Origin of the sequence: Streptomyces bicolor (assembly GCF_000719285.1) — a bacterium.
Taxonomy (GTDB): Bacteria; Actinomycetota; Actinomycetes; order Streptomycetales; family Streptomycetaceae; genus Streptomyces; species Streptomyces bicolor.
In genome coordinates this window covers 35,093-60,227 of the sequence record NZ_JOFS01000025.1, presented here as the reverse complement: position 1 = coordinate 60,227, position 25,135 = coordinate 35,093, and the positions used below count along the sequence as shown (strand labels likewise).

Genomic DNA, 25,135 nt, shown 5'->3' with positions numbered 1-25,135 from the left:
CGCTCGGCTCTCCAAATTCCACAAATTCCACATCCGGGCGGAGGGGGAAACAGGGTGCCGCAGCGACGGAGGGTGACGAGTCGCAGCCAGGAGCCGCGACGACGGTTCGCGGAGGAGGTACGGGCGCTGCGCGAGCGGAAAGGGGTCAGTCTGCGGGAACTTGCGGCGGAACTGGGCTGGGACTGGTCGATGCTCGGCAAGCTGGAGCGGGGCCAGACGCTGGGGAGCCCTGAGGTGGCGCAGGCTCTGGACGAGTACTACGGGACGCCGGGGTTGTTGCTGGCGTTGTGGGAGCTGGCGGTCGCAGATCCGGCGCGGTTCAAGGAGCAGTACCGCCGGTACATGCTGCTGGAGGCCGAGGCGGTCAGCTTGTGGCACTTCGCAGTGAGCATCCTGCCGGGCCTGCTTCAGTCGGATGGCTACGCGAGTGAGGTGCTCGCGACGGGCGGTATCAAGGGCGAAGAATTGGCCCAGCAAGTGGAGGCGCGGGTCGGCCGCCGCGCGCTGCTGCTGGGGGAGGATGCGCCGACGTTCCGCAGCATCCTGTCCGAGGCTGTGTTGCGCACGCCGGCGCGGGACGCCAAGGCCTGGCGGGACCAGCTCGAACATCTGGCGGAGGTGGCAGAGCGCCCGCACGTCACGCTCCAAGTGCTGCCGCTGGGGGCCGGGCTGCACGGCTTGGTGGGCACCGCCGTGATGTTCCTGCGGTTGCCCGAGGGGCGAACGGTCGCCTACACCGAGACCGCGTACCACGGCGAACTGGTCGAGGAGAACAGGGAGGTTGAGCGGCTGCAACGTGCGTACGATTCGATGCGCGACCTGGCGCTGTCACCGGCTGAGTCGCTGAAGTTCATCGGGCAGATGCTGGAGGAAGCACCGTGCGATCCATCGACCTGACCGGCGTGACGTGGCGCAAGAGCAGCTACAGCAATCCGGACGGTGGCGAGTGCGTCGAAGTCTCCGACGACCTACTGGCCGGGACCTCGTGGCGCAAGAGCAGCTACAGCAACCCGGACGGCGGCGCGTGCCTCGAAGTCGCCGACAACATCCCCGCCCCCCTCGTCCCCGTCCGCGACTCGAAGACCCCCCACGGCCCCGCCCTGATCCTCCCGGCGACCGCGTGGGCCTCCTTCGTCACGGCCGTACGACGCGGCGAGCTGCCGAACTGAGCTGACCCGCAAAAGCCGGAGGCCGCCGCACCACCCTCGGTGCGACGGCCTCCGTCGGTTCAGCTCAGCCGCAGGCGCTAGCGCACGTTGCCCATCAGCGCGCGGATCTTGCGGCCGGCCACCATGAAGGCCAGACCGGCGGCCACGGCGATGACGGCCCACAGGCTGTAGTAGAGCGCGTCACCCAGCGGAGCGTTGAGCTTGGTGGTCCAGCCGTTGAGGGCGTTGCCCGTCGCGACGGCCAGGAACCACAGTCCCATGATCTGGCCCACGAACTGCTTCGGCGCCAGCTTCGTCGACAGGGACAGGCCCACCGGCGACAGGCACATCTCGCCGAGGGTCTGCACGAGGTAGACGCTCAGCAGCCAGAAGACGGTGACCTTGCCCGTGTCGCTGTTCGCGGCGGCGGCGCCGGCCAGGCCCATGATGGCGAACGAGCCACCGATGAGGAGCATCGCCAGGGCGAACTTCATGGGCGTGCTGGGCTCACGGTTGCGCTTCGCCAGCTTGACCCACACGGCGGCGAAGAGCGGGGCGAGCACGATGACCATGGCCGGGTTGACCGACTGGTACCAGGACGCCGGGAACTCCCAGCCGCCGATCACGCGGTCGGTCTTGCCGTCCGCGAAGATCGTCAGCAGCGAACCGGACTGGTCGTAGATCATCCAGAACAGCACGGCGGTGGCGAAGAACCACGCGAAAGCCCGGATCTTCGGCTTGTCCTCGCCGGCCAGGGCAGGGTTCCGGTACATCGTCACGAAGTAGACGATCGGGACCACGATGCCGAGGACCGCGAGCACGTTGACGATGTGCTCGATGTCGTACGTGCCCAGCGCGATGTCCGCGACCAGCGCGGCGACGGCGATGCCGCCCCACAGCGCGACCTTGCGCAGCGCGGCGCGCTTCTCCTCCGGAGAGGCCGGGGTGCCGGGCCGCTTGCCGATGTCGCCGAGGTGGTGGCCGCCGAGGACGTACTGGATGACGGCGAGGCTCATACCGACACCGGCGACACCGAAGCCGAGGTGCCAGTTGACGTTCTCGCCGAGGTAGCCGACGGCCAGCGGGGCGACCAGGGCACCGATGTTGATCGCCATGTAGAAGAGCGTGAAGCCGGCGTCGCGGCGGGCGCTGGGCTGCCCCTCGTAGAGGCCGCCGACCATCGCGGAGATGTTCGGCTTCAGCAGGCCGGTGCCGATCGCGATCAGGCCGAGACCGCAGAAGAAGGCGATGTCCGAGGGGATCGCCAGCGTGAAGTGACCGAGGGCGATGATGATGCCGCCGACGAGGACGGCCTTGCGGGCGCCCCAGAGGCGGTCCGCGACCCAGCCGCCGGGCATGGCGGCCATGTACACGACCGCGTTGTACACGCCGTAGATCGCGGCGGCCAGGGCTTCCCGGTCCTCCAGGGGGCCGTCGAGGACACCCGCGATCAAGTAGAGGGTGAGGATTGCGCGCATTCCGTACCAGGAAAAGCGCTCCCACATCTCCGTCATGAAGAGCGTGGCCATACCGCGGGGGTGGCCGAAGAAGGTGCGCTCGGAGGGGGTGGCCGAGTCCTTCGTCAGGCTGGACGCCATGGTCGATCCTTGCTGGTCGGGACGCGCTTCGACGTTGGGGGTCGCGCGCCCGGTGGGGGCGGCCGGCTACGGCGGGTAGGGCCGCCCGGCCACGGTCATTCCTTTTGATCCGCACACTGATCCGCACATGAAAGAGACCTTCGGCGTCAACTACCGCCAAAGGTCCCCGCAGTGCTACAGGCGTGGATTCACCATACGGCAGGACACGGGAGGATATGGAAGGACTTGAGAGAGGGATCACAGGTGTCGACGGAACCGCAGGCACCCTTTCCAAGGTCCTTTCCAGGATCGCACTTCGTAGCCATAGGTCTGTACCACGGCGGGCGAAGGTAAGAGACCGGTCAAAGGCCGGTAAGAATCAAGGGCTGCGATCACACCCCAGCTCTTGTCCGGGGCGGACTACCATCAGCTCATGACCCGTGTACTGCTCGCCGAGGACGACGCGTCCATTTCGGAGCCGCTGGCCCGCGCACTGCGCCGGGAAGGGTACGAGGTCGAGGTGCGGGAGGACGGCCCCACCGCACTCGACGCTGGAATGCAGGGCGGTATCGATCTGGTCGTGCTGGACCTCGGTCTGCCCGGCATGGACGGCCTGGAGGTGGCCCGCCGGCTGCGCACCGACGGTCACACCGTGCCGATCCTCATCCTGACCGCCCGCGCCGACGAGGTGGACACCGTTGTCGGCCTGGACGCGGGCGCGGACGACTACGTCACCAAGCCGTTCCGGCTCGCCGAGCTGCTCGCGCGGGTCCGGGCCCTGCTGAGGCGCGGCGCCGCCGAACCGCAGCAGCCGCCCGCCACGCACGGGGTGCGGATCGACGTCGAGTCGCACCGGGCGTGGATGGGGGAGGAGGAGCTCCAGCTCACGGCGAAGGAGTTCGACCTCCTGCGGGTGCTGGTGCGGGACGCCGGGCGGGTGGTCACCCGGGATCAGCTGATGCGGGAGGTCTGGGACACGACCTGGTGGTCGTCGACCAAGACGCTCGACATGCACATCTCGTGGCTGCGCAAGAAACTCGGCGACGACGCGGCGAACCCCCGGTACATCGCCACGGTGCGGGGTGTGGGTTTCCGTTTCGAGAAGAGCTGAGCTGTTGCGGACCGTACGGGCTGAGTACAGATAAGTAGTAAGTAGTAACAGGACATGCGCCGTCGACTGATCCAGTCCACCCTCGCTGTCGTTCTCGTCGTCATCGCCGTCTTCGGCGTGTCACTCGTGATCGTCGAGACGCGGACGATCACCAGCACCGCGCAGGAGCGGGTGGACACCGAGGCGGTGCGGCTGGTCAGCATCGTGGACAGCCGGCTGCTCGGGGACGAGACCGTGGACGCCTCGGTGCTGCGGGAACAGATCCAGGGGGACCGTTACGCCGAGATCCGCATCCCCGGCAAGCCGGTGATCGAGGTGGGCTCCAGGCCGACCGGGGACGTCATCAGCGCCAGGGAGACGGGCGAGGAGGGCGAGACGGTCACCGTGCAGGAGCCGCGGTCGTCGGTGACGCGGGAGGTCGGCCGTACGTTGCTGATCATCGGGGCGGTGGCGCTGCTGGCGGTGATCGCGGCGGTGCTGCTGGCGGTGCGGCAGGCGAACCGCCTGGCCTCCCCGCTCACGGATCTCGCCGAGACCGCGGAACGCCTCGGCTCGGGCGACCCGCGCCCCCGGCACAAGCGGTACGGAGTTCCGGAGCTGGACCGGGTGGCGGACGTCCTGGACTCCTCGGCCGAACGCATCGCGCGGATGCTGACGGCGGAGCGCCGCCTGGCCGCCGACGCCTCCCACCAGCTCCGCACTCCCCTCACGGCACTCTCCATGCGCCTGGAGGAGATCACCCTCACCGACGATCCCGACACGGTGAAGGAGGAGGCGACCATCGCCCTGACGCAGGTGGAACGCCTCACCGACGTCGTCGAACGCCTCCTCACCAACTCCCGCGACCCGCGCAACGGCTCCGCCGTCACCTTCGACCTCGACGAGGTCATCCAGCAGCAGCTGGCGGAGTGGCGGCCGGCGTACCGCAGCGCGGGACGGGCGATCGTGACCTCGGGCAAGCGGCACCTGGAGGCGGTGGGCACGCCGGGCGCGGTGGCCCAGGTCCTGGCGGCCCTGATCGAGAACTCCCTCATGCACGGCGGCGGCACGGTCGCCCTGCGCACCCGCGTCACCGGCAACCAGGCGGTCATCGAGATCACCGACGAGGGCCCGGGCATCCCGGCCGACCTCGGAGCCCGCATCTTCGAGCGCGCCATCAGCGGCCGCAACTCCACGGGCATCGGCCTCGCGGTGGCCCGCGACCTGGCGGAAGCGGACGGCGGCCGCCTGGAAATGCTCCAGACGAAGCCCCCGGTAATCGCCCTGTTCCTGTCCCGCACACCCCCGCCGAAGAAGCCGACGCAGGATTCGGGCCCGACGGTCAGGTAGGCATGCGCTCAGGTAGGCATGCGGGAGGGCTCAACGCCGGGTTCGTACATCTCAGCCCGTCTGGGGGTGCCCCCTACGCCGGGACCTTTCAGCCCACCCGCTGCCCGACCCTCGGCTCACGCGCCGCAGGCTGCCGCGCATCCAGGAACGATTCCGCGCCCGTCACCGCCGCCGTCGGCTCCTCCGCAGGCAACGCCCGGAACACCCACGTCCGATACGACCAGAACCGGAACAGCGTCGCGATCCCGATACCGACGAACTTGAAGACGTTGCTCTGCAACGGGCTGTCCCACCCGAAGCCGTACGTCGCCACGTACAGCACCCCGTTCTCGATCACCAGGCCGACCACGCTGAACAGCAGGAACAGACCCAGTTCCTTCGTACGGCGACTCTTGTCGCGATCGCGGTACGTGAAGTACCGGAAACCGACGTAGTTGAAGATGATCGCGACGACCGTAGCGATGACGCTCGCCCGCACCACCTGCAGGTCGGTCACATGCCGTACCAGGTTGAACACGAGGAGATTGACCAGGAGCCCCGCTCCCCCCACCGCCCCGAACTTGACGGCCTCACGCACCAGCCGGTCGAAGCGCTGCCGAACGGCACTGCGGGGTACCGGAGGCGCCGCATGAAGCCCCGAGGAACCACGTCCCATGGTCGTGAAGGCTCCTGTCGGTCGATTTGTCGGACGGTTTCGTCAACGCAGCCATGCTAACCACCCCCCTCCTCGATTGCCTGTGCGCAACTTCATAGGTCGGGAACAGTTCGGAAAGAGACCTGGAAACCTCGGTAAGGGAGGGCACCTCGGGACGGCCGATACCCTAGGCACGTGACGTTCCCGGTAGTCGGCATGGTCGGCGGGGGCCAGCTCGCTCGTATGACACACGAGGCAGGCATCCCGCTGGGCATCAGGTTCAAGCTCCTCAGTGACACCCCTCAGGATTCCGCGGCGCAGGTCGTCAGCGATGTCGTCATCGGCGACTATCGCGACCTGGACACGCTGCGCGAGTTCGCGCGCGGTTGCGATGTGATCACCTTCGATCACGAACACGTACCCACCGAGCACCTCAGGGCCCTGGAGGCGGACGGCATCCCCGTCCGCCCGGGCCCCGACGCGCTCGTGCACGCCCAGGACAAGGGGGTGATGCGCGCGAAGCTCGACTCGATCGGGGTGCCGTGCCCACGGCACCGGATCGTGAGCGACCCGGCGGACGTGGCCGCCTTCGCGGAGGAGGGCGACGGCTTCCCGGTCGTCCTCAAGACCGTCCGCGGCGGTTACGACGGCAAGGGCGTCTGGGTCGTCGACTCGCCCGAGGAGGCCGCGGACCCGTTCCGCGCCGGCGTCCCGGTGCTCGCCGAGGAGAAGGTCGACTACGTCCGCGAACTCGCCGCGAACGTCGTCCGCTCCCCGCACGGCCAGGCGGTCGCCTACCCCGTGGTCGAGTCCCAGCAGGTGGCCGGCGTCTGCGACACGGTCATAGCGCCCGCACCCGACCTGGACCAGACCCTCGCGCTCAAGGCCGAGGAGCTCGCCCTGACGATCGCCAAGGAACTGGACGTCGTCGGCCACCTCGCCGTCGAGCTGTTCCAGACCCGCGACGGCCGCATCCTCGTCAACGAGCTGGCGATGCGCCCGCACAACTCGGGTCACTGGACCCAGGACGGCGCGATCACGTCCCAGTTCGCCAACCACGTCCGGGCCGTCCTCGACCTCCCCCTCGGCGACCCGCGCCCGCGCGCCAAGTGGACGGTCATGGTCAACGTCCTCGGCGGCGACTACCCCGACATGTACTCCGCGTACCTGCACTGCATGGCCCGCGACCCCCAGCTCAAGATCCACATGTACGGCAAGGACGTGAAGCCCGGCCGCAAGGTCGGTCACGTCAACACCTACGGCGACGACCTGGACGACGTGCTGGAGCGCGCCCGTCACGCTGCCGGCTATCTGAGAGGGACCATCACCGAATGAGCCCGGTTGTAGGCATCGTCATGGGTTCGGACTCCGACTGGCCCGTCATGGAGGCCGCCGCCCAGGCCCTCGACGAGTTCGAGATCGACTACGAGGTCGACGTCGTCTCCGCGCACCGTATGCCGCGCGAGATGGTCACGTACGGCGAGCAGGCGGCCGAGCGCGGGCTGAAGGTGATCATCGCCGGGGCCGGAGGGGCCGCCCATCTGCCGGGCATGCTCGCCTCGGTCACGCCCCTGCCGGTCATCGGCGTCCCGGTCCCGCTGAAGTACCTCGACGGCATGGACTCCCTGCTGTCGATCGTGCAGATGCCGGCCGGCGTGCCCGTCGCCACCGTCTCGGTCGCCGGTGCCCGCAACGCCGGCCTGCTCGCCGCCCGCATCCTCGCCGCCCACGACGAGGACCTGCTGCAGCGGATGCGCGAGTTCCAGCAGGACCTGAACGACCAGGCCACCGAGAAGGGCAAGCGCCTGCGCGCCAAGGTCGAGGGCTCGAACGGCTTCGGCTTCGGCTCCGGGAAGTGACGACGATGACCTCGCTGGAGGCAGCCCGGGAACTCCTGCGCGAGTTCCCGGTCGTCGACGGCCACAACGACCTCCCGTGGGCCCTGCGCCAGCAGGTCCGCTACGACCTCGACGCCCGTGACATCGCCACCGACCAGGCCGCCCATCTGCACACCGACATCCCGCGCCTGCGCGAGGGCGGCGTGGGCGCGCAGTTCTGGTCGGTGTACGTCCGCTCGGACTACGCCGGCGACAAGGCGGTCAGCGCCACCCTCGAACAGATCGACTGTGTACGGCAGTTGATGGCGCGCTACCCGAACGACCTGCGCCCGGCGCTGACGGCCGCGGACATGGAGGCGGCGCGCGCGGAGGGCCGTATCGCCTCCCTCATGGGCGCGGAGGGCGGCCACTCCATCGCCGACTCCCTCGCCACGCTGCGCGCGCTGTACGCGCTCGGCGTCCGCTACATGACCCTCACCCACAACGACAACATCGCGTGGGCCGACTCGGCGACGGACGAGCCGGGGGTCGGCGGCCTGTCCGCCTTCGGCCGCGAGGTGGTCCGGGAGATGAACCGCGAGGGCATGCTGGTCGACCTCTCGCACGTGGCGGCCACGACGATGCGCGACGCGCTCGACACCTCCACCGCCCCGGTGATCTTCTCCCACTCCTCCTCCCGCGCGGTCTGCGACCACCCGCGCAACATCCCCGACGACGTCCTGGAACGCCTCCCCGGCAACGGCGGCATCGCGATGGTGACGTTCGTGCCGAAGTTCGTGCTCCAGGCGGCGGTCGACTGGACGGCCGCGGCCGACGAGAACATGCGCGCCCACGGCTTCCACCACCTCGAGACCACCGCCGAGGCGATGAAGGTGCACCGCGCCTTCGAGGAGAGCAACCCGCGCCCGATCGCCACGGCGTCCACGGTCGCCGACCACCTGGACCACATGCGCGAGGTCGTCGGCGTCGACCACCTCGGCATCGGCGGCGACTACGACGGCACGGCCTTCACCCCCGACGGCCTCAGCGACGTCTCCGGCTACCCCAACCTGCTCGCCGAGCTCCTTGACCGCGGCTGGTCCAAGCCCGACCTGGCCAAGCTGACCTGGCAGAACGCCGTACGGGTACTGGGCGCGGCGGAGGACGTCGCCCGTGACCTTCAGGCCACGCGGGGCCCGTCCAACGCGACCATCGAGGAACTGGACGGACTGGACGGCTGACCGTCGAGGGCGGGGTAGTCGGTGTATCCGGTCGCCCCGCCCGTGTGGGCGCCGCCAAGGGCCTGTGGATGGTGCCGCTCACGGCCGAGCAGGCCGGCCCGTCCGTGCGGGACGTCGCCGATCATCTCGACCATGTGCGAGGGGTCGCGGGCCCGGAGTGCGTCGGGCTGGGCAGCCGTCCACGGCGAAGGTCGCGGAGTTCGACGGCTGGTCAGGGGTGCTCGATCCGGCAGAGGCAGAAGGGGTGGCCTGCGGGGTCGGCGTACACCCGGAAGTCGTCCTTGTCCTCCGCGTGCAGCAACCGCGCGCCCAGCCGCAGCACCTTCTCCTGAGCCGCCTCGACCTCCTCCCAGGTGGCGCCGGCGTCGAAGTCCAGATGGAACTGCTGGGAATTGCGGTCGGCCCGAGGCCACTCCGGCGGGGTGTACCCGGGCGCCGGCTGGAAGGCGAGCCGTGGCCCTCCCGGGATCCGGAGTACGACCCAGTCGGGGTCGTCGTCCTCGGGTGTACCGCCGCCGACATCGGCGTAGAAGCGGGCCAGGGCGCGCGGGTCGGGGCAGTCGATGACGACGGAACGCAGGCTTGCCACGGGGGCCATGGGATCCTCCCGGCGGTCGAGGCGTCAGCAGGCGCACAGGCAGAACGGGTGCCCCGCCGGATCCGCGTAAACCCGGAAGGTCCGCGAGCGGTCCTCGGTGTCCAGCGGCTTCGCGCCCACGGCCAGGATCTCCTTCTCGGCCGCGTCCAGGTCCTCGACCATCAGGTCCAGATGGAACTGCTGCGAGTGATCGGGCGCCGGCCACTTCGGCGGTACGAAGCCGGGGGCGGCCTGGAACGCCAGCGACCGCCCGCCGGGCACCTTCAGGTCCACCCAGTCGCCCTCGCCCTCGATACTGCCGCCGAGCACGCGGGCGTAGAAGTCGGCGAGGGCGCGAGGGTCGGGACAGTCCAGGACGACGGCACCCAGTTCGGCGATGGCCATGGCTTCCTCCTTGAAGTCTTGAGTCTTGGTTACCTGCAGCACGCGGCAACAGGTAACTTCCGTTACCGCATGCTCCCCCATTGCCGGTAACCTCGCAAGGGGAAATGCGGGAGGTAGCGTGCAGCCATGAGTGAGAGATCGCCCGCGCCCGGGGGCCTGGAGCTGGTTCAGTCCCTGGTCAACACGCTGGACATCGAGTCAGGGGCCGACTCGCTGGACACGGTGGAGGGGCGGTTGCGGTTCGGCGTGGCGGAGGAGGACGTGCCGGCGGCGCGTGAGCTGCGGGAGTCTCTGCGGGTGGCGCTGCTCGCGCACGCGGGGCATCCGCCGCATCGTGCGGTGGCGCCGTTGGGGGAGCTGCTGGCGGCGAGTTTGTTGGTGGTCGCGGTCGACGCCGCCGACGGATCGGCGACGCTGGCTCCGGCTGACGAGGGTTCGTTGTTCTCCCGGGTGGCGGCGGCCATTGCCCAGGGGCTGGTCGAGGGGACGTGGGGGCGGCTCAAGGCCTGTGAGGCCGTCGACTGCCACTGGGCGTACTACGACCGCAGTCCTGCGGGGCGTGGACGTTGGTGTTCCATGCAGGTGTGCGGGGCGCGGGCGAAGATGCGGCGGTATCGGGCGAAGTAGCGCCTACCGGGGTGCCGGGTGGTGTCTTCCAGCAGGTGCGGCGCCGTTGGGGCTGGTCGCGCAGTTCCCCGCGCCCCTGAAAAAGAGGGCGTTGCCGTCAAGCCTCCTCTTCGCGGCTCCGCGCTGCCCGTGAGCCCACCAGCAGGAGGCACAGCACCGCGACCCCCGCGACTATGCCGGTCAGGACAAGCAAGGGATCCAGGGGGCGGATCGCCGTCGCGGTGACCTGCGTCTGCGGCAGGGATGTCGTTGTGGGCGTCGGTGACGGCGATGCCGGCCGTGCGGCCGCCGGAGCCGACTTCGGGGGCGTGGACCGTGCGGGCGGGGGCGTCGCGGTGCGCGTCGGTGCCGTCCGGCCAGGCACTGTCGCGTGATGGCCGGAAGACTGGTTCCCCGAAGCCGCCCCCGCCTCCGCGTGCTCGTGCGTCGGCGCGGGCGCCCGAGTCGTCGGCGCCGCCCGGACCACGATCCGGGCCGTCATGTTCGGGTGGACCGTGCAGTAGTAGGCGTACGTCCCCGGCGTGGTGAACGTGAAGCTCCAGGTTCCGCCCTTGTTCAGCATGGGGGAGTGGAAGGCGGCCGGGGCGGACGTGGTCTTCACGTCATGGGGTGCGGTGTCCTGGTTGGTCCAGGTCACCGTGGAGCCGGCCGGGATCGTCAGGGTCCCGGGGCTGTAGGCGTAGCCGCTCATGGCCACCCGGTACGTCGCCGCCGACGCCCGGCCGCCCGGCACCACGAACAGCAGCCCGAGCAGGACGGACAGGGCGAGCACGGCCCCCTGGACCGCTCGCCGGGCCGCCCTCACGCGAACTCCCCGGCGATCAGCAGCCGCAGCCGCGTGGCCGGGCGCAGCCGGCCGAACCGGAAGCCGGTGGCGCGGCGCAGCAGCCGGTACGGCAGCCGGGTCACGCCCACGCCGAGCAGCCGGTCGTCGGAGCGCTCGGCGATCCTCAGCCGTAGCAGTACGGGGAAGTCGGTGCCGTCGGTGCCGTCGATGCCGAGATCGCCGGTCAGCTGGACGGTGCCGGCGGTCGCGTGGGCGTGGTCGAGGGTGAGGGTGCCTTTGAGGTGGGCGTCGTCGAACTCGAAGCGGAGGGTGGGGTGTTCGTCGGTCTCGGGCACCGTGAGCACGGCCTCGGCGAGGGTGAGGCGACGGCGGCGTACGGGCAACGGGCCGCAGAGCGCGGTGAGTTCGACGAGCGAGCGGTCGGGGGCCACCGTGTAGCGGCCGGGGAGCGGCAGCCAGGGGGCCGGGCCGGGGCGCCCGGATGGTGGGGTCGGGTCGGTGGGGAGGGTGACGGTTGTCATCCCGGTCTCCTTGGAAAGCGGTTCCGTCGAAGCGGCGGCGACGGGGACAATGGGGGGAGCGCCGGTCCGGCCGACTGAGCCTCGGCCGGACCGGCGCCCGTCTTCCGTGCGGCGGTGTCAGCAGTTGTTGGTGAGGAAGTCCTCGGTCGGGGCGAGCAGGTGCTCGGCCCACACCGTGTGCATCTGCACGTAGCTGTCGGCGTTCAGCAGATCGGCGACCTGCTGCCCCGGCGACTCCTCCAGGTGCGCCTTGTTGATGTGGTTCAGCAGCACGCTGAGCGTGTCGTCGGCGATCGTGCCGCCGCCCTCGGTGGCGGGCGTCAGGATGCTCTCGATCCACACCGTGTGCGTCTTGATGTACGCGTCCAGCGCGAGGGCGTCCTGCACCTGCTGGCTCGGGGAACGCTCCAGGTGCGCCGCGTTGAGGTGCTGGAGGATCGGCAGCAGCACGTCCTGGACGCTGGTGCACTGCTCGTCGCCGCCGCCGGAGCCACCGCCCGACGTACCGCCGGAGGTGCCCCCCGACGTACCGCCGGACGAACCACCGGACGTGCCGCCGGACGTACCGCCCGTGCTGCCACCCGAACCGGATCCACCGGACGAGCCGCCGCTCGACCCGCCCGAGGAACCGCCGGACGAGCCGCCGGACCCACCGGACGAGCCGCCCGACGAACCGCCGTCGTCGGCCGCCACGACCTTCACCGACGCCACCATGTCCGGGTGCACCGCGCAGTAGTACTCGTACGTCCCCGCCGTGGTGAAGGTGTACGACCACGAGTCGCCCTGCTCCAGCGTCCCCGAGTCGAACTTCTTCGGGCCCTTGGTCGTGGTGACCGTGTGCGGCACGCTGTCGTGGTTGGTCCAGCGGACCGTGTCACCGACCTCGACGACGAGCTGTTTCCCGTCGCCGAACTCGTTGTTCATGATGTCGATCTGGTGGTCGGGTGCCGCATCGGCCGCCGGCCGGTCCGCCGCGGCGGCAGCGGGCGCCTGAGCCGCGCCCGCGTCCGCCGTGGAGGACGCCCCCGACACCGAGCTGCCCGCGGCTGCCTGGAGCAGCCCCAGGCTGAGCACCGCGGTCAGTGCCGCGCCGAGTCCGGCGACCAGCAGACCCCGGTTGCCCGAGGGCGCCCGGCGGCGCGGTGCCGCGTCGCTCTCATTACGTCGTTTCAACGCAACTCCTTTGATTTTCCTGGGAGTTCACTGGCCAGGGTTGGTCGTGACCAGCAGACTCGTCACGGCGAGCACGACGAGGACGAGCCCCGTCTCGGCCGCGACCGAGTAACCGAAGGGCCGCACGGTGGCGGCGTCGCCGCGCAGCAGCACGGCGAGATCGAGGCGGGTGCGTACCCACTGGCGGCTGACCAGGGCGGCGAGCAGGACGATGCCCAGGACGCCCGTCTTGAGCAGCAGCAGATGCCCGTACGAGGTGTGCAGCAGGGCGTCGTACGAGCCCACGACCTGCCACGCCAGCACCAGCCCGGCCGCGACGATGCCCGCCACGCTCACCGCCGCGAGTCGCGAGTAGCCCGGCACCACCGCGGCCAGCTCGGCCGGCCGGCGCCGCGGCAGCACCGACACCCCGAGCATGACCAGCCCGCCGATCCACAGCGAGACGCCGAGCAGATGCACCAGGTCGGCGATCGCACCCCAAGCCGGCTCACCGCCCTCGGAGTTGTGGCCCGCCATGCCGGTCGCCCGCAGCAGCCCGAGACCGACGGCGAGCGCGCCGACCCGCCAGCCGGGGGAGCGGGACGTGCGCGGCCCGCCCTGGAGCAGTGCGCTCAGCACCACCGCCGCGAGCACCCACAGCAGCACCCGGGCGGCGAGCACGACGCCGGGTTCGGTGGTCAGCACGTCCGCGTACGTCCCGGCGCGCAGCGCGTCACGCAGGCCGCCGAGTGCGCCGTACGCCCCCTGGAGACCGATGCTCGAAACCGACGCCAGCAGCCCGCACGCCCAGGCCAGCCCCAGCAGCGCCCGGGCCCGGGGCTCGTGCGCACCGCGTGGCCACAGCAACGTGACAAAGGCGAGGCCGCCGATGAACAGCGCCAGCGACAGGTAGCCGGCCCAGCGGGCGGCGACGAGGCCTTTCCGCACCAGGGGGGACGGTGCGGGCGCGGCCTCGTCGCCGCGGTCCTCGGCGGCGGCGGGCGCGCCGATGCCGAAGTCCAGCCGCCCTGAGGAGGCGTGTCCGTCCCCCTCGTCGACGACCGACCAGACGACGGCCAGGTCACCGTCCGCCGGGCGCCCCAGGGCGGCCCGTACGACCGCGCCCCTGTGGCCCGGCACGAGGGTCACCGGCAGCCGGTCGCCGTCCAGCGTCATCACGCGTACGCCTGCGAGGTCGACGGGCTCGTCGAAGGTGAGGGTGAGGTGATCGGGGGCCCGCTTCAGCTCGGCACCGTTCGCGGGGCTGGAGGTGACCAGCTCGGTGTGGGCGGAGGCGGGCGGGGTGCCGAGGAGGACGTAGAGGAGCGGGGTGAGGGCGAGGAGGACGAGGACGCGGCGCGCGGTCATGGCGTCGCCTCCGGGGAGGGGGTGATGCCGCCGAGGAGGGACGGGAGCGGGGCGAGGCCGATGCAGGGGGAGGGCTGCGCGGTCGGGGATGCCTCGGCCGTCGGGTTGAGGAGGCCGAAGACGGGCTCGGTGAGACCGGTCAGGAGCGGTCGGGCGAGCCGGACCTCGCCGTCCTCGCAGGTCGCGTCGTCGTCGGAGGGCGGGGTGGTGCCCGGCGTGGAGGGAGCGGGGGAGGCGGGGGACGTGGGGTCGGGCGGCGTGGGGGAGGCGCCGTGGCCCGTGTGACCCGCACCCGTGCCGCCGGATGTACCGGTGTGCCCGGTGTGGTCCGGGCCGCCCGCGTCGCCGGGGTAGTGGACGCCGGTGACCGGCAGCGCCCCGGTCCCCGCCGCGCCTCCCGCGTCTGCGCCCGAAGCGTCGCCCGGGGCTCCCGGCGGGGCGGTGCCGTTCGGGGACGTGGGTGCGGTGGCCGCGGGCGGCGGGGCGGCGGTCGGGTCGGAGGCGGTGGCGGGCGCGCCGATCCCCGACGCGTATCCGAGGACGACCACCACGGCGCCGACGAGCGCTCCCGCGACCAGCTCGTCGCGGTGGTCGTGCGGCCACAGGGCTCGGCGGAACAGGGGCATGGTCACTCCTGGCATGGTCTGTTCAAACCAGCGAACGACGACCAGTGGAGTGGCGCGCGGATTCCGCCCGGCTACGCGGCAGTTAAACGGCTGTTGCGGCGCCTCTCTTTCGAGGGGGTCCCCACTGTGAGACCGGATGAGAACGCCGCTATTCCGCGCAATACGACTGTGAAGAATTTGCGCCCGAGCATTTCTTTTCCCTCGCACTACTCGAATAGAATTCGAAGCCGCGTGGGGATTTCAAGGAGAACGGCATATGCCGTTGTGCAGGCTCGCCCCGGGCCCGGCTGCGGGCGTCCGCAACCCGTCCCGCCGTGGGGTGGGCCGTGCGGGCGCGATTTCTTTGCCCGAACGGCCCGCTTTTCTCAGGCCGTCGGCCGCCCCATCGCCCGATACGTCCAGCCGGCCTTCCGCCACACCTCGGAATCGAGCGCATTGCGCCCGTCCAGAACGACCCGCGCCGCCGCGACCTCGCCGAGCGCCGCCGGGTCCAGCTCGCGGAATTCCCGCCATTCGGTGAGATGCAGTACGACATCGGCGCCCCGTACCGCGTCGATCGCGCTGCCGGCATAGCCGAGGGTCGGGAAGAGGCGACGGGCGTTCTCCATGCCCTTGGGGTCGTACACCGTGACCTGGCCGCCCTGGAGATGGATCTGCCCGGCGACATTCAGCGCGGGCGAGTCCCGTACGTCGTCCGAGTCGGGCTTGAAGGTGGCACCGAGCACCGCGACCCGCTTGCCCAGGAAGGGGCCGCCGCCCAGCGCCTGCCGGGCGAGCTCCACCATCTGACCGCGCTGGCGCATGTTGATCGAGTCGATCTCGCGCAGGAAGGTCAGCGCCTGGTCGGCGCCCAGCTCACCGGCGCGGGCCATGAACGCGCGGATGTCCTTGGGCAGACAGCCGCCGCCGAACCCGATCCCGGCCCGCAGGAACTTCTTGCCGATCCGGTCGTCGTGCCCGATGGCCTCCGCGAGCTTGGCGACATCGCCGCCGGCGGCCTCGCACACCTCCGCCATCGCGTTGATGAAGGAGATCTTCGTGGCGAGGAAGGAGTTGGCGGAGGTCTTCACCAGCTCGGCGGTGGGGAAGTCGGTGACGACGAAGGGGGAGCCGTCCGCGATCGGCGTCGCGTACACCTCGCGCAGCAGCTTCTCCGCCCGCTCGCTGCGCACGCCGACCACGATCCGGTCCGGGTGCAGGGTGTCGTCGACGGCGAAGCCCTCGCGCAGGAACTCCGGGTTCCAGGCGAGCTCCACCTCGCCGCCGCCCGGGGCGAGCTCCAGGATGCGGGCCGCGAGCCGGTCCGCGCTGCCCACCGGCACGGTCGACTTGCCGACGACCAGGTTGGGCCCGCGCAGGTGCTTGGCGAGGGACTCGACGGCCGAGTCGACGTAGGACATGTCGCAGGCGTACTCGCCGTGCTTCTGCGGGGTGTTCACGCAGACGAAGTGCACGTCGCCGAACTCGGCGACCTCCGCCCAGTCCATCGTGAAGCGCAGCCGCCCGGTGGAGCCCTCGATGCCGGCGACGTGCTTGCGCAGCAGCTCCTCCAGGCCCGGCTCGAACATGGGGACCTGGCCCCGGCCCAGCATCTCGATCTTCTCGGGCACGACATCGAGCCCCAGCACCTCGAACCCGAGCTCGGCCATGGCCGCGGCGTGGGTGGCGCCGAGATAGCCGGTACCGATCACGGTGATCTTGAGGGCCATGGGGACTCCAGAAAACGGGGACGGGGCGGTGCGGGCCCGAGCATAGTCGGCGGGTCTGACGGGCAGCTTCCCCGCTGTCGCCAAGCTCACGTATCACTCCCGTGAGCCGACCCCTAAAATTTGAGTTACTTAACGGTAATTAGCGCCAGCTTCGCACTTACACACAGCGTCCTTGGAGCGTGAGAGACCTTGGCCGGATCGGCTGACTTCGACCTGTACCGCCCGTCCGAGGAGCACGACATGCTCCGTGACGCCATCCGCTCGCTGGCCGAGGCGAAGATCGCGCCGCACGCCGCCGCGGTGGACGAGGAGGCCCGCTTCCCGCAGGAGGCCCTCGAGGCGCTGGTCGCGAACGACCTGCACGCGGTGCACGTCCCCGAGGAGTACGGCGGCGCGGGCGCCGACGCGCTCGCCACGGTGATCGTGATCGAGGAGGTGGCCCGCGTGTGCGCGTCGTCCTCCCTCATCCCGGCGGTGAACAAGCTGGGCTCGCTCCCGGTGATCCTCTCCGGCTCCGAGGACCTGAAGAAGCGGTACATGGCCCCGCTCGCCAAGGGCGAGGGCATGTTCTCGTACTGCCTCTCCGAGCCGGACGCCGGTTCGGACGCGGCCGGCATGAAGACGAAGGCGGTCCGCGACGGCGACCACTACGTCCTGAACGGCGTGAAGCGCTGGATCACCAACGCGGGCGTCTCCGAGTACTACACGGTGATGGCCGTGACCGACCCCGCCAAGCGCTCGAAGGGCATCTCGGCCTTCGTCGTCGAGAAGTCCGACGAGGGCGTCTCCTTCGGCGCCCCCGAGAAGAAGCTCGGCATCAAGGGCTCCCCGACCCGCGAGGTCTACCTGGACAACGTTCGCATACCGGCGGACCGCATGATCGGCGACGAGGGCACCGGCTTCGCCACCGCGATGAAGACGCTGGACCACACCCGCATCACGATCGCCGCGCAGGCGCTGGGCATCGCGCAGGGCGCGCTGGACTACGCCAAGGGCTACGTCCAGGAGCGCAAGCAGTTCGGCAAGCCGATCGCCGACTTCCAGGGCATCCAGTTCATGCTCGCCGACATGGCCATGAAGATCTCGGCCGCCCGCGCCCTGACCTACCAGGCCGCCGCCGCCTCCGAGCGTGGCGACGCCGACCTCACCTACCAGGGCGCCGCGGCCAAGTGCTTCGCCTCGGACGTGGCGATGGAGGTCACCACGGACGCCGTCCAGCTGCTCGGCGGATACGGCTACACCCGTGACTACCCGGTGGAGCGCATGATGCGTGACGCCAAGATCACGCAGATCTACGAGGGCACCAACCAGGTGCAGCGCATCGTCATGGCGCGCAACCTGCCGTAGCACCAGGGGATTTGACGTCGAAGGGCGCCCGGAGACCCGGGCGCCCTTCACCTGTTCGGCCCCGTGGCCTGGCCTCTGGCGGAACGTGGGGGATCGTGCCGTGCGCGGCATCTGGTGCGGATTGTTCCCGTCCGCCCGATGGCGCCCCGTGCTCGACGGGCGTAGGACGGAAGGGCACGGGGCCCGCCCCGGGCTCCCGCACCCCCCAGGAGGAGCCATGACCCAGCTCGGAAACATGCCCGCGATGAGCAAGGAGATGCAGGCCTGCGTCGACGCGTGCATGTCCTGCCACGTCGTCTGCGAGGAGACGATGAGCTCCTGCATGCAGATGGGCGGTCAGCCGCAGATGCAGATCATGCGGGCGCTCATGGACTGCGCCGAGACGACCCGTATGTGCGCGGACATGATGATGCGCCGCTCGCCCATGTCGGCCGAGATGTGCGCGATGTGCGCCAAGGCCTGTGAGATGTGCGCCGAGGCGTGTATGTCCATGCCGGACGACCCTCAGATGATGCGCTGTGCCGAGGCGTGTCGCCGCTGCGCCGAGACCTGTCGCGCGATGTCGGGCGCCACGATGTGACAACCGCCTGACAGCGCTCGAGGGCACCCGCCGGGGTGCCCTCGAGCGCTGTCACAGGTGCTCAGTTGCCGGAGACGGTCACCGTCTCGTCGTTCTTCAGCTGCTCCACGAGCTGCTTCACCTTCGCCTTGTCCCACTGGAGGTTGCCGTTCGCGGCGTTGCTCGTCGAGAGCGGCATGTTCATCGACTTGCCCTCGCCGCCGCTGACGCTCTTCATCGCCCAGAACATGGACGCCAGGTCGTACAGGCTCATGTCCTTGTCGACGATCAGGGAGTCCAGTCCGGCGCCCATGGTCGGGTACAGCTTGAACGGGTTGAGGACCGTGCTCGGCGTCGCCACCTGGTTGGCCAGCGCCGAGAGGAACTTCTGCTGGTTCTTCGTACGGTCCAGGTCGGAGCCGGGCAGCGCGTACCGGGTGCGGACGAAGGCGAGCGCCTCCTGGCCGTTCAGGGTCTGCTTGCCCTCCTTGAGGTCGGCCCCGGACTTGGAGTCCTTGATGCCGCCCTTCGGGATGTCGATCTCGACGCCGCCGACCGAGTCCACGATGTTCGCGAAGCCCGCGAAGCCGATCTCGACGTAGTGGTCGATGTGCAGCCCGGTGTTGGCCTCGACGGTACGGACGAGCAGTTCGGGGCCGTCCTCGGCGTACGCCGCGTTCAGCTTCACCTGCCGGCCGGTGCCCTCGTAGAACTTCCCGGAGTCCGAGCCCTTGAACGACGGGATCGTGACGTTCGAGTCACGCGGCAGGGAGATCAGGGTGTCGCCGTTGCTGCCGACGTGCAGGATCATCATCGAGTCCGTGCGCTTGCCGTCGGCGGAGCCGGTGTGGAGTTCCTTCTTCTGTTCGTCCGTCATGCCCTCACGGCTGTCGGAGCCGACGATGAGGTAGTTCGTGCCCTCGCCCGCCTCCGGCCGCTCGATGACCTTGGACAGGTCGACCTCGCGGTTGAGCTTGGAGTCGGCCCAGAAGTAGGTGGCGACGGTCGTCACGAGGAGCACCGTCGCGAGCGTTATCGAGGTCAGCTTGATACGCCGCCGCCAGTTCGGCGCGGGCCGCGGCTCGCGCACCCCCGAACCGCCGGAGCCGCCCGAGCCACCGCCGTAGACCTGGCCGGTGTTGTAGCCGCTGTCGTACCCGTCGTCGTGGACGGTGTCGTCGGTGTAGCCGCCGTGGCCCCGGCCGTTCACGTACGACGGCTGCTGAGGCACCCCGCCGTACAGCTGGCCGGGCGGTGCCGCCTGACCGCGGCGGACCTGCCGCATCACGCGCGCGCCCTCGGGCTGTGCGCTCGCGCTGCCGCGTCCGTAACGGTTGCCGCGGTTGTCGTCGGACCATCCCTGGGGCCAGTCATTCATGCGCCCCACTATGCAGGGCACGGCCAGGTGTCTTACAAGGTTCGGCGGAAAATAGGGTCACGGCTGTTGCGAACCCAACACAAAGTCCGCGAATGTCGGGGCCGCATAAGGTGGACGCCATGACAGACCAGGTCACCGCAGCGGAGTCGGGCACTCCGGAAATCCCGGGCAAGCCGACATCCGCGTCCCGCACCACCCTCAGCCACATCATGACCCACGGCGACACCAACCTTCTGGGGACGGTGCACGGCGGTGTGATCATGAAGCTCGTCGACGATGCCGCGGGCGCGGTGGCCGGCCGGCACAGCGGCGGCCCCGCCGTCACCGCGTCCATGGACGAGATGGCCTTCCTGGAGCCGGTCCGCGTCGGTGACCTCGTCCATGTGAAGGCCCAGGTCAATTGGACCGGCCGCACCTCGATGGAGGTCGGCGTACGGGTCCTGGCCGAGCGCTGGAACGAATCGGCACCGGCCACCCAGGTCGGCTCGGCCTACCTGGTGTTCGCGGCGGTGGACGCGGACGGCAAGCCGCGCCGGGTGCCCCCGGTGATACCGGAAACCGAGCGCGACAAGCGGCGCTACCAGGAGGCACAGATCAGGCGGACCCACCGGCTGGCCCGGCGGCGCGCGATCAAGGAACTGCGGGAGAAGCGGGCGGCGGAGGGCTACGAGGACTGAGGTTACGAGGACGGAGGGGCCGAGGACCGAGGGATACGAGGACCGAGGGGCCCGGACCTCCCCGCGGGGCCGACGGGCTCGGACGTGGCTACGAGCACACCGCCTCGTCCCCCCGCACCACGATCGACTCACCCCGCGTCGGGTCCTCGGACCGCACCTTCCGTACCTGCCTGAAGTCCTCCCCGACGGTCACCTTCAGCGTCGGCCCCAGCCCCTTCACCGGCCGCAGCTGGCTCCCGGGCAGCGCGGCCGCGAGGGACTTCGCCGAGCGGTCCCAGCGAGGGTCGTGGGCGACGACCGTCCGCGGCACGGGGCGGCCCTGCGCGTCCACCGGCCGCCCGGTCGTCCGGAACCCGGTCGCCGCCAGCGCCGCGTCGACGCGCTTGCCGATGCCCTCCGTCCGCGTGCCGTTCTCCACCTGGACGTGGATGTCCTGCGGGGCCACCTCCACCGGCACCACCCTGGTCCGCACCCGGTGTGCCGCCAGCGGCTGGTCCTCGCGCAGGGCCCGGAAGAGCCGCTCGGATTTCGCGACGTCCCACTTCACCGTGGAACCGACGCCCTTCACGGGATACGCCATCTGCCGGATGGGCACGGTCGTGAACTCCGACGACGACGGCGAGAAGTTCCGCATCGCCCGCCCGAGGTCGAGCAGCTCACCCGTCCCGAACCCCTTGTCGGCCCGCACCGAGCCCAGCACCGCCCGCGTCACGTCCCGGAAACGCATCGGGTTCAGCAGGATCCCGGACGACGTCGCCCGCTCGATGAGCGCCGCCATGAAGCGCTGCTGCCGCTGCATCCGGCCCAGGTCGGAGCCGCTGTCGATGTGCCGCGCGCGCACGTACTGCAGCGCCTCGCCGCCCATCAGCCGGTGCGTGCCGGCCGGCAGGTCGAGTCCGGTGTACGAGTCCTTCAGCGGCTCCGCGGTGCAGATCTGCACGCCGCCGACCACGTCCACCGTCTTCATGAAGCTGGTGAAGTCGACCTCCAGGTAGTGGTCGATCTTCACATGGGTCATGTGCTCGACCGTGCGCACGGTCAGATTCGGGCCGCCCTCCGCGTACGCCGCGTTGATCTTGATGGGGTGCGCCTTGTGCCCCTCACCGGCGGGCACCTCGGCGTACGAGTCGCGCGGCAGGCTCACCACGCTCGCCCGCTCCCGGTCCTCCGAGATGTGCACGATCATGATCGTGTCGGTGCAGTGACAGGGCGCCCCGCCGAGCCGGTACTTGCGCCGCTCCTCCTCGCTGATGCGGTCGCGGCCGTCCGTGCCGACGAGCAGCACGTTCATCCCGGTACCCGCCTGCGGCCGGTTCTTCATGTCCTTGAAGGGGTCCACGCGCTCGATCTTCGCGTCCAGGCTCGTGACCACCGCGTGCCCGATCCCCGCCGAGGCGAGGACCACGACGGACAGTGTGGTCACCGCCCGCATGGCCCACCGCGGCCTCTTCCGCCTTACCGGCGCGGCCGGCCGCGCCCCACGGCGGGACGGCCGCGAACGGCGCTGCGCGGGGGAGGGAGACTGGCGGGGCGGCGTGGGCATGGGGGAGATACCTCCGCTGTCGCTTGCCCTGGGGGCCGTACGTGGGATCCGTGAGCACCGTAGGCCCATACGATCTCCTGCCCGGTGCAGCGACCCCGGCGGCGCGCAAGGGTGTCCCCCGTTCGCGGTAACGTGAGCCCCCTATGAACGCCAATCCCGACGTGCAGCTCCCCGCCGTGTCCGTCATCATGCCCGTCCTCAACGAGGAGCGGCATCTGCGCGGAGCAGTCCAAGCGATCCTCGCGCAGGAGTACGCCGGCGAGATGGAGGTCGTGATCGCCCTCGGTCCGTCCACGGACCGCACGGACGAGATCGCCGCCGAGCTCGTACGGGACGATCCTCGCGTCCACACCGTCCCGAACCCGACCGGCCGCACGCCCGCCGCCCTCAACGCCGCGATCAAGGCCTCCCGCCACCCGATCGTCGTCCGCGTCGACGGCCACGGCATGCTCTCGCCGAACTACATCGCCACCGCCGTACGGCTCCTGGAGGAGACCGGTGCGCAGAACGTCGGCGGCATCATGCACGCCGAGGGCGAGAACGACTGGGAGCACGCCGTCGCGGCCGCGATGACCTCGAAGATCGGCGTCGGCAACGCCGCCTTCCACACGGGGGGCGATGCGCAGGCCGCCGAGACCGTGTACCTCGGTGTCTTCCGGCGCGAGGCGCTGGAGCAACAGGGCGGCTACAACGAGGAGTTCATCCGCGCCCAGGACTGGGAGCTGAACTTCCGGATCAGGGAGGCGGGCGGGCTCATCTGGTTCTCGCCCGAGCTGAAGGTGTCGTACCGGCCGAGGCCGTCGGTGAAGGCCCTCGCCAAGCAGTACAAGGACTACGGCCGCTGGCGCCATGTCGTCGCCCGCTACCACTCCGGCTCCATCAACCTGCGCTACCTCGCCCCGCCCACGGCCGTGTGCGCGATCGCGGCCGGCCTCGTGCTGGGCGCCCTGGTCACCCCGTGGGCCCTGGTGGTCCCCGGCGGCTACCTCGCGGCCATCACCGCCGGCTCGGTGCCGGCCGGCAAGGGGCTGCCCCTGAAGGCCCGCCTGCAGATCCCCGTCGCCCTCGCCACCATGCACATGTCGTGGGGCTACGGCTTCCTCACCAGCCCGCGATCCCTGGCGCGGAAGGTCATCGCCTCCCGCCGCCCGGCGGTGCTCACCGCCGACTGAGCCCGGTCACCGAGGCCGCCCCCGCCAAGACTGGCGCGGGGCGGCCTTTCGGCGTCGGCCGGGGTTCCGTCACCAGGTGAAGTCCGGGTCCACCTTCATGCACGCCTTGGTGTCGGAGGCGTTCAGCGCGTCCGCCGTCTTCGGCGTCTTGTCGTCCTGCTTCGGGGCCTTGTACGCCGTACCCTCCCGCCAGTCGGCGCCGACGACGAGGGTGACGCCGGAGACGTCCGTGGACTTCTTCACCGCGCTGGTCGGGATGCCGAGGGCCTTGGCGACCCGCTCGGCGTCGCCCTGGAGGTCGGCGGACGGGTAGCGCACCAGCGTCGTCTCCGTGGCCGGGGCCGCCGAGCCGTCCGCCACGGCCTGGGTGAAGCCCTTGTCGGCCAGCAGCCCGGCGACGGTGGTCGCGCGGCCGGAGACCGGGCCGAGGATGTCGGTGCGGGTGCCGTTCTGCACCTGGACGGCTATCTCGCCGTCCGCCGCGGCCGGGTCGGTGGAGGCCTTCTCCTCGGTGGTCTTCTTCTTGTCCTTGCCGTCGAGCGCGATGTCCTCACGCACCAGCCGGAACAGCTTGGTCGCGTCGTCGGTGGGCACCACTCGGCCGGTCTGGATGGTGTCGTACTCGTTGGGCATCGTCGTCATGGTGATGCGCGAGGTCGGCACCTTCTTGAGCTCGCCCGCCAGGTCGTACAGCTTCGCCACCGTGCCCAGGCCCGGGTCGACGGTGAGCGCGTTGGTGGCCGACTCGGCGAGGGAGCGCAGCTTGCCCGGGTTGCTCAGCGTGGCGTTCTCGCGCAGCTGGCGGACCATCGAGTTCATGTACATGTGCTGTGCCTTGGCGCGGGCGAGGTCGCTGCCGTCCTCGAAGCCGTACCGGGTGCGCAGCCACTGCAGGGCCTGCTTGCCCTTGACGTAGGTCGTGCCCTTCTCCAGCTTCAGTCCGGAGCCGTGGCCCTTGCTGTCCCTGGATTCGATGTTCTTGTCGACGCAGACCGGGACGCCGCCGATCGCGTCCGCCATCGACACCACACCCGAGAAGTCGATCATCATGAAGTGGTCGATGTGGATGTCGGTCAGCTTCTCCCACGTCGCCACCGCGCAGCCCGGGCCACCGCGGCCGAGCGAGCGGTTGGTCATCACCCGGTCGAGGGCCTCGTGGACCTCCCCGCTGTCCGGGTCCGTGCACTTGGGGATGTCCACCAGCGTGTCGCGCGGCATGCTGACGACCGACATGTTGGTGCGGTCGGCGGAGACGTGCAGCAGCATCTGGACGTCGGCGAGCGGGGCGGCGCCGAACGTTTCCCTGGCACCGCCGAGTTTCTGGTTCTCCTTGCTGTCGCGTGCGTCCGAGCCGATCAGCAGGATGTTCAGCGGCGTCTGACCGGCCGCGTTCGCCTCGGTCTTGGCGGCGCGGTCCTTGGCGTCGCCGATGTTGAGGTCGTCCTTCTTCAGGTTGCCGTTGAGGTGCTGGTAGTAGAGATATCCGGCACCCGCGGTGCCCAGTATCACCACCGCCAGAACCGTCGCCGACCAGCGCAGCACACGCCGTCTGCGGCGCCTGCTGTCGGTTCCCCGGCCGCCCCTGCGTCCCCCGCCGCCGTGCCGGCCGCCCAGGTCGGCCGGCGTGGCCTGGTCGGCCTTCGGGGCGAGCGACATGGTGTCGTCCACCGCGGGGGCCTCCCCTCGCACACTGCTCTGCGCCAACTCTTCGCCCTTCCCCACCCTTTGCCCGACACGGCATCGCTCCGCGCCGGACCTCCCTGTCCGGTGCGGAGCGCACCATGTCGGACACCCTGTCCGACACCGGTTCGCAACCTGTCAGACCCCTGT

General features: G+C 70.3%; 25 protein-coding genes and 1 pseudogene. 13 read left to right on the top strand and 13 right to left on the bottom strand.

All coding sequences use genetic code 11. The features are described 5' to 3' along the window. Positions 1 to 54: 54 nt before the first annotated feature. Both IF78_RS0129075 and IF78_RS0129070 read left to right on the top strand, forming a co-directional pair. On the top strand, positions 55 to 897 hold the full coding sequence (locus tag IF78_RS0129075; protein ID WP_031481291.1) for a helix-turn-helix domain-containing protein: 843 nt from the start codon (positions 55 to 57) through the stop codon (positions 895 to 897). Next, the gene (locus tag IF78_RS0129070) at positions 879 to 1,169 is read left to right on the top strand and encodes a DUF397 domain-containing protein (RefSeq protein ID WP_031481289.1); all 291 of its coding nucleotides are present in this window, start codon (positions 879 to 881) and stop codon (positions 1,167 to 1,169) included. Before IF78_RS0129075 ends, IF78_RS0129070 begins: the two co-directional genes overlap by 19 nt. Positions 1,170 to 1,246: 77 nt before the next feature. On the opposite strand, the gene IF78_RS0129065 is transcribed toward IF78_RS0129070, so the two are convergent. Further along, positions 1,247 to 2,746, bottom strand: a complete 1,500-nt coding sequence (locus IF78_RS0129065) for a peptide MFS transporter (protein WP_031481287.1) — start codon at positions 2,744 to 2,746, stop codon at positions 1,247 to 1,249. 412 nt (positions 2,747 to 3,158) lie between these two features. Here IF78_RS0129065 and IF78_RS0129060 point away from each other — a divergent pair, with 412 nt between their 5' ends. Both IF78_RS0129060 and IF78_RS0129055 read left to right on the top strand, forming a co-directional pair. Further along, complete coding sequence (locus tag IF78_RS0129060; RefSeq protein ID WP_031481285.1) at positions 3,159 to 3,836, top strand: response regulator transcription factor; 678 nt, start codon at positions 3,159 to 3,161, stop codon at positions 3,834 to 3,836. A 54-nt stretch (positions 3,837 to 3,890) separates the two neighbouring features. Further along, positions 3,891 to 5,165 (top strand): ATP-binding protein, encoded by a 1,275-nt coding sequence (locus tag IF78_RS0129055; protein ID WP_031481283.1) that lies wholly within the window; start codon positions 3,891 to 3,893, stop codon positions 5,163 to 5,165. 88 nt (positions 5,166 to 5,253) lie between these two features. Here IF78_RS0129055 and IF78_RS0129050 read toward each other — a convergent pair whose 3' ends face one another. Next, complete coding sequence (locus tag IF78_RS0129050; protein WP_031481281.1) at positions 5,254 to 5,820, bottom strand: GtrA family protein; 567 nt, start codon at positions 5,818 to 5,820, stop codon at positions 5,254 to 5,256. A 174-nt stretch (positions 5,821 to 5,994) separates the two neighbouring features. Between IF78_RS0129050 and IF78_RS0129045 the strand changes: the two genes are divergently transcribed. The 4 genes and pseudogenes from IF78_RS0129045 to IF78_RS47865 all read left to right on the top strand — a co-directional run. After that, positions 5,995 to 7,134, top strand: coding sequence for a 5-(carboxyamino)imidazole ribonucleotide synthase (locus IF78_RS0129045; protein WP_031481279.1), 1,140 nt, complete (start codon positions 5,995 to 5,997; stop codon positions 7,132 to 7,134). Continuing rightward, positions 7,131 to 7,658 carry a 5-(carboxyamino)imidazole ribonucleotide mutase gene (purE, locus tag IF78_RS0129040; RefSeq protein WP_199921401.1) on the top strand — a complete coding sequence of 176 codons (528 nt, stop codon included), beginning with the start codon at positions 7,131 to 7,133 and terminating at the stop codon, positions 7,656 to 7,658. The genes IF78_RS0129045 and purE overlap by 4 nt, the downstream gene beginning before the upstream one ends. 5 nt (positions 7,659 to 7,663) lie before the next feature. Then, positions 7,664 to 8,857, top strand: coding sequence for a dipeptidase (locus tag IF78_RS0129035; RefSeq protein WP_031481275.1), 1,194 nt, complete (start codon positions 7,664 to 7,666; stop codon positions 8,855 to 8,857). Between the two features lie 38 nt (positions 8,858 to 8,895). After that, positions 8,896 to 9,027, top strand: a pseudogene (locus IF78_RS47865) (membrane dipeptidase); the annotation flags it as partial. Between the two features lie 41 nt (positions 9,028 to 9,068). On the opposite strand, the gene IF78_RS0129030 reads toward IF78_RS47865, so the two are convergent. After that, entirely contained in the window at positions 9,069 to 9,455 is a 387-nt protein-coding gene (locus IF78_RS0129030) for a VOC family protein (protein ID WP_031481273.1), read from the bottom strand. A gap of 24 nt (positions 9,456 to 9,479) precedes the next feature. Next, positions 9,480 to 9,839 carry a VOC family protein gene (locus tag IF78_RS0129025; RefSeq protein ID WP_031481271.1) on the bottom strand — a complete coding sequence of 120 codons (360 nt, stop codon included), beginning with the start codon at positions 9,837 to 9,839 and terminating at the stop codon, positions 9,480 to 9,482. A gap of 126 nt (positions 9,840 to 9,965) precedes the next feature. On the opposite strand from IF78_RS0129025, the gene IF78_RS0129020 reads away from it, so the two are divergent. Beyond that, positions 9,966 to 10,466 carry a CGNR zinc finger domain-containing protein gene (locus IF78_RS0129020; protein ID WP_031481269.1) on the top strand — a complete coding sequence of 167 codons (501 nt, stop codon included), beginning with the start codon at positions 9,966 to 9,968 and terminating at the stop codon, positions 10,464 to 10,466. Positions 10,467 to 10,563: 97 nt separating this feature from the next. Here IF78_RS0129020 and IF78_RS0129015 read toward each other — a convergent pair whose 3' ends face one another. From IF78_RS0129015 to IF78_RS0128990, 6 genes are all read right to left on the bottom strand, one after another. Then, positions 10,564 to 11,271, bottom strand: a complete 708-nt coding sequence (locus IF78_RS0129015; protein ID WP_063762180.1) for a cupredoxin domain-containing protein — start codon at positions 11,269 to 11,271, stop codon at positions 10,564 to 10,566. Next, positions 11,268 to 11,774 carry a hypothetical protein gene (locus tag IF78_RS0129010; RefSeq protein ID WP_031481265.1) on the bottom strand — a complete coding sequence of 169 codons (507 nt, stop codon included), beginning with the start codon at positions 11,772 to 11,774 and terminating at the stop codon, positions 11,268 to 11,270. The genes IF78_RS0129015 and IF78_RS0129010 overlap by 4 nt, the downstream gene beginning before the upstream one ends. Before the next feature lie 117 nt (positions 11,775 to 11,891). Further along, complete coding sequence (locus IF78_RS0129005; RefSeq protein WP_031481263.1) at positions 11,892 to 12,947, bottom strand: cupredoxin domain-containing protein; 1,056 nt, start codon at positions 12,945 to 12,947, stop codon at positions 11,892 to 11,894. Positions 12,948 to 12,974: 27 nt separating this feature from the next. Then, the gene (locus IF78_RS0129000) at positions 12,975 to 14,294 is read right to left on the bottom strand and encodes a copper resistance CopC/CopD family protein (protein WP_078662635.1); all 1,320 of its coding nucleotides are present in this window, start codon (positions 14,292 to 14,294) and stop codon (positions 12,975 to 12,977) included. Next, a complete protein-coding gene (locus tag IF78_RS0128995) occupies positions 14,291 to 14,920 on the bottom strand; it encodes a hypothetical protein (RefSeq protein ID WP_031481259.1) in 630 nt (209 codons plus the stop codon). Before IF78_RS0128995 ends, IF78_RS0129000 begins: the two co-directional genes overlap by 4 nt. A 365-nt stretch (positions 14,921 to 15,285) precedes the next feature. After that, positions 15,286 to 16,629 carry a UDP-glucose dehydrogenase family protein gene (locus tag IF78_RS0128990; protein ID WP_031481257.1) on the bottom strand — a complete coding sequence of 448 codons (1,344 nt, stop codon included), beginning with the start codon at positions 16,627 to 16,629 and terminating at the stop codon, positions 15,286 to 15,288. Between the two features lie 189 nt (positions 16,630 to 16,818). Between IF78_RS0128990 and IF78_RS0128985 the strand changes: the two genes are divergently transcribed. Both IF78_RS0128985 and IF78_RS0128980 read left to right on the top strand, forming a co-directional pair. Continuing rightward, on the top strand, positions 16,819 to 17,976 hold the full coding sequence (locus IF78_RS0128985; protein ID WP_031481255.1) for an acyl-CoA dehydrogenase: 1,158 nt from the start codon (positions 16,819 to 16,821) through the stop codon (positions 17,974 to 17,976). A gap of 217 nt (positions 17,977 to 18,193) precedes the next feature. Then, positions 18,194 to 18,556, top strand: coding sequence for a four-helix bundle copper-binding protein (locus IF78_RS0128980; protein WP_031481253.1), 363 nt, complete (start codon positions 18,194 to 18,196; stop codon positions 18,554 to 18,556). A 61-nt stretch (positions 18,557 to 18,617) separates the two neighbouring features. Here IF78_RS0128980 and IF78_RS0128975 read toward each other — a convergent pair whose 3' ends face one another. Beyond that, positions 18,618 to 19,913, bottom strand: coding sequence for an LCP family protein (locus IF78_RS0128975; RefSeq protein ID WP_031481251.1), 1,296 nt, complete (start codon positions 19,911 to 19,913; stop codon positions 18,618 to 18,620). Positions 19,914 to 20,032: 119 nt separating this feature from the next. Here IF78_RS0128975 and IF78_RS0128970 point away from each other — a divergent pair, with 119 nt between their 5' ends. Beyond that, positions 20,033 to 20,590, top strand: a complete 558-nt coding sequence (locus IF78_RS0128970; protein WP_031481249.1) for an acyl-CoA thioesterase — start codon at positions 20,033 to 20,035, stop codon at positions 20,588 to 20,590. Between the two features lie 88 nt (positions 20,591 to 20,678). Here the strand turns inward: IF78_RS0128970 and IF78_RS0128965 are convergent, their stop codons facing one another. Continuing rightward, positions 20,679 to 22,133, bottom strand: a complete 1,455-nt coding sequence (locus IF78_RS0128965; RefSeq protein ID WP_078662634.1) for an LCP family protein — start codon at positions 22,131 to 22,133, stop codon at positions 20,679 to 20,681. Positions 22,134 to 22,276: 143 nt separating this feature from the next. Between IF78_RS0128965 and IF78_RS0128960 the strand changes: the two genes are divergently transcribed. Beyond that, positions 22,277 to 23,305: a glycosyltransferase family 2 protein gene (locus IF78_RS0128960; protein ID WP_031481245.1), complete on the top strand. Its 1,029-nt coding sequence runs from the start codon at positions 22,277 to 22,279 to the stop codon at positions 23,303 to 23,305. 69 nt (positions 23,306 to 23,374) lie between these two features. On the opposite strand, the gene IF78_RS0128955 is transcribed toward IF78_RS0128960, so the two are convergent. Further along, positions 23,375 to 24,961, bottom strand: a complete 1,587-nt coding sequence (locus IF78_RS0128955) for an LCP family protein (RefSeq protein ID WP_078662638.1) — start codon at positions 24,959 to 24,961, stop codon at positions 23,375 to 23,377. Between the last annotated feature and the right edge of the window lie 174 nt (positions 24,962 to 25,135).